At 72.5% G+C, this 3,902-nt stretch carries 1 protein-coding gene and 1 pseudogene; both read right to left on the reverse strand.

Annotated elements, in window-relative coordinates; all coding sequences use genetic code 11:
* Positions 1-2,670: type I polyketide synthase (locus tag TR49_RS45115; protein WP_439654162.1), on the reverse strand; the 2,670-nt coding region annotated here is incomplete at its 3' end.
* Between the two features lie 100 nt (positions 2,671-2,770).
* Positions 2,771-3,886 (reverse strand): annotated as a pseudogene (locus TR49_RS47100) (KR domain-containing protein); the annotation flags it as partial.
* Between the last annotated feature and the right edge of the window lie 16 nt (positions 3,887-3,902).

Consider the following 3,902-nt stretch of genomic DNA (forward strand, 5'->3'; position numbering starts at 1 on the left):
GGCGGCCAGCTCACCTATGGAGTGCCCCGCCAGGAAGTCCGGCGTCACACCCCACGACTCGAGCAGGCGGAACAGCGCCACCTCAAGAGCGAACAACGCAGGCTGCGTGTACGCCGTCTCGTCGATCCGCTCACCCGCGAAGACCACCTCGCGCAGCGGACGATCCAGATGCTGGTCCAGATGCGCGAACACCTCGTCCAACGCATCCGCGAACACCGGGAACGCGCCGTAGAGTTCGGCGCCCATCCCCGCCCGCTGACTGCCCTGACCGGTGAACAGGAACGCCGTGCGCCCCTCCACCACCGACCCGCGCACCACGCCCGCCGCGGAGCTGCCCGCCGCCAACGCGTCCAGTCCGTTCAGCAGTTCATCGCGCTCGGCGGCGATCACCACCGCACGGCGCTCCAGCGCCGCCCGGCCGGTCGCCAACGAGAAGGCCAGAGAAGGGAGTTCCGCGTCCCCGGCGAGCGGCATCAGCCGCTCGGCCTGGGCCCGCAGGGCGGTGTCGTGCTTCGCGGAGAGGACCACCGGCAGCGCCGAGGGCGACACGGTCGCCTCGACGGCCGGCTCCTCCGCAGGTTCTGGCGCCTGCTCCAGGATGGTGTGCGCGTTGGTCCCGCTGATGCCGAACGCGGAGACACCCGCGCGGCGCGGCGCGCCGGTCTCCGGCCAGGGCCGGGTCTCGGTCAGCAGCTCCACCGCGCCCGCCGACCAGTCGACGTGCGGGGTGGGCTCGTCCACGTGGAGCGTCTTCGGAAGCACGCCGTGCTGCATGGCCAGCACCATCTTGATCACACCGGCCACACCTGCCGCCGCCTGCGTGTGCCCGATGTTGGACTTCACGCCGCCCAGCCAGAGCGGGGAGTCGGCGTCCCGGTCCTTGCCGTAGGTGGCGAGCAGGGCCTGGGCCTCGATCGGGTCGCCGAGCTTGGTGCCGGTGCCGTGGGCCTCGACCGCGTCGATCTGGTCCGCCGTCAGCCCGGCCGAGGCCAGCGCCTGACGGATCACCCGCTGCTGCGACGGACCGTTCGGCGCGGTCAGGCCGTTGCTGGCACCGTCCTGGTTCACGGCCGAACCGCGCACGACCGCGAGCACCGGGTGCCCGTTGCGCTGCGCGTCCGAGAGCCGCTCGACGAGCAGCATGCCCGCGCCCTCACCCCAGCCCGTGCCGTCCGCAGCACCCGCGAACGCCTTGCACCGGCCGTCCGCCGACAGACCACGCTGACGGCTGAACTCCACGAACAGATCCGGGGTGGACATCACCGTCACACCACCGGCCAGCGCCAGCGAGCACTCCCCGCTGCGCAGCGCCTGCACCGCCATGTGCAGCGCCACCAACGACGCCGAGCAGGCCGTGTCCACGGAGACCGCAGGACCCTCAAGCCCGAACGTGTACGACAGCCGACCCGAGATCACACTCGTCGCCGTACCCGTGAGCCGGTGACCCTCGACGCCTTCCAGGCCGTCGACCAGCAGGTTGGCGTAGTCCTGGCCGTTGGTGCCGATGAAGACACCGGACTGGCTGCCGCGCAGCGAGACCGGGTCGATGCCGGCCCGCTCGAAGACCTCCCACGAGGTCTCCAGCAGGAGACGCTGCTGCGGGTCCATCGACAGCGCCTCGCGCGGCGAGATCCCGAAGAACGTCGAGTCGAACTCCGTGACCCCGTCCATGAACCCGCCGCCGCGGGCGTACGTGGTGCCCTGGTGGTCCGGGTCCGGGTGGTACAGGCCCGCGAGGTCCCAGCCACGGTCGGCGGGGAACGCCCCGATGGCGTCCTCACCGGCGACGAGCAACTGCCACAGCTCCTCAGGAGTGCTGACGCCGCCGGGGAATCGGCAGCTCATCGCGACGATGGCGATCGGATCGTCGTCCGTCACGGCGACGGCGGGCAGGGAGGCGTGGATCTCCTCCTGCGTACCGAGCAGTTCGGTGCGCAGGTGGTCGGCCAGCGCGGTCGCCGACGGGTAGTCGAAGACCAGCGTGGCCGGCAGCTTGAGCCCGGTCGCGGCGTTCATCCGGTTGCGCAGGTCCACCGCCGTCAGCGAGTCGAAGCCCAACTCCTTGAACGCCCGACCTGCCTCCACCGCGGCCGCGTCGGCGTAACCCAGCACCGCCGCCACCTGGGCGCGCACCAGGTCCAACAGCGCGCGCCCCTGCTCGGCGGGAGACAGGGCGGCAAGCCGCCCGGCCAGCGAGGACTCGCCCGGCACGGCGGCCGGCGCGAGCGCGGCCGTCATGACCGCGTGGGCCTCAGGGATCTCGTCGAAGAGTCGGCTCGGACGAACGGCAGCGGTCTCCGCCGCCACCCGGTCCCAGTCGACGTCGGCGATGGTCACCGTCCTGTCGCCGTTCTGCAGCGCCTGCTGCATCGCGGCGATCGCCAGTACCGGGGTCATGCCGACCACGCCGTCGCGACGCAGCCGGTCAGCGACCACCTCTTCGGTCGCCAGGCCCGCTTCGGCCCAGGCGCCCCAGGCGATCGAGGTGGCAGCCAGGCCGTCGGCCCGGCGCTGCTCGGCCAGCGCGTCCAGGAACGCGTTGGCGGCGGCGTAGTTGGACTGCCCGGCACTGCCGACCGAACCCGCCATCGAGGAGAACAGCACGAACGCCGAGAGGTCCTTGGTGAGTTCGTGCAGATTGCGCGCAGCGTCCACCTTGGGACGGGCCACCGCGGCGAAACGCTCCGCCGTCTGCCCGTCCACCACACCGTCGTCCAACCACACCGGCCGTGTGGAACACCGCCGACACCGGGTACTCGGCCAGCAGCGCGGCCAGCGCCTCACGGTCGGCCGCATCGCACGCCGCGACCGTCACGCTCACACCCTCGGCGGCCAGCTCGTCCCGCAGCTCGACCGCGCCAGGCGCGTCCAACCCGCGACGACTCGTCAGCACCAGACTCTCAGCGCCGTTGCGCACCAGCCAACGCGCCACCTCCGCACCCAGCGCACCCGTCCCGCCGGTGACCAGCACCGTGCCGGACGGCTGCCACGTGGCTCCCTCCCCGCGCGACGCCCGCACCAGACGACGACCGAACACACCCGACGCCCGGACCGCGACCTGATCCTCACCCGCAAGGCCGCCCAACACGCCCGCCAGGCGGGAGAGGACCCGGTCGTCCACGCTGCCCGGGAGGTCGACCAGACCACCCCAACGCTCCGGATGCTCCAGGGCCACCACCCGGCCCAGACCCCACAACTGCGCCTGCAGCGCGCTCAGCGGCCGCTCGGAGCGGGCCGTCGCGACCGCACCGCGCGTCACGCACCACAGCGGGGCGTCGATCCGCGCATCGCCCAGCGCCTGCACCAGCGTCAGGGTCCCGGCCACCGCGAACGCCTCGTCCCACGCGAGCAGCGAGACCACGCCCGACACCGACGCACCGTCAGCCACTGCCTCACGCAGCAGCTCCGCCATGACGCCACGGTCCGCGGCCTCCGGTGTCACGACGACCTCGCGGACGTCCACACCCCGACCTGTCAGCATGGTCACCGTGGCGGACACAGCCGGGTCCTCGACCCGGCCCGCCGGGACGGCCACCAGCCAGGTCCCCGACAGCACGCCCGACGCGGCCTCGGTGACCGGCTTCCAGCTGATCTGGTAGCGCCAGGCGTCGATCGTGTTCTGCTCGCGGCTCTGCCGACGCCAGGCGGACAGCATCGGCAGGACCGCGCCGAGCTCGCTGCCGCTCTCGACCTCCAGAGTGGCGGCCAGCGCGTCCAGGTCCTCCCGCTCGATCGCTTCCCAGAAGCGGGCGTCCACCTCGTCCACTGGAGCGACGGCCGGCGCGGAGGCCGTGGCCTCGAGCCAGTAGTGCTCGCGGTTGAAGGCGTAGGTGGGCAGGTCGACCCAGCCGCTGCTGTTGCGGGTGAGGAAGGCCTGCCAGTCCACGGGGATGCCGCGGACG

The sequence above is a fragment of the Streptacidiphilus melanogenes genome (assembly GCF_000787835.1).
Lineage (GTDB): Bacteria > Actinomycetota > Actinomycetes > Streptomycetales > Streptomycetaceae > Streptacidiphilus > Streptacidiphilus melanogenes.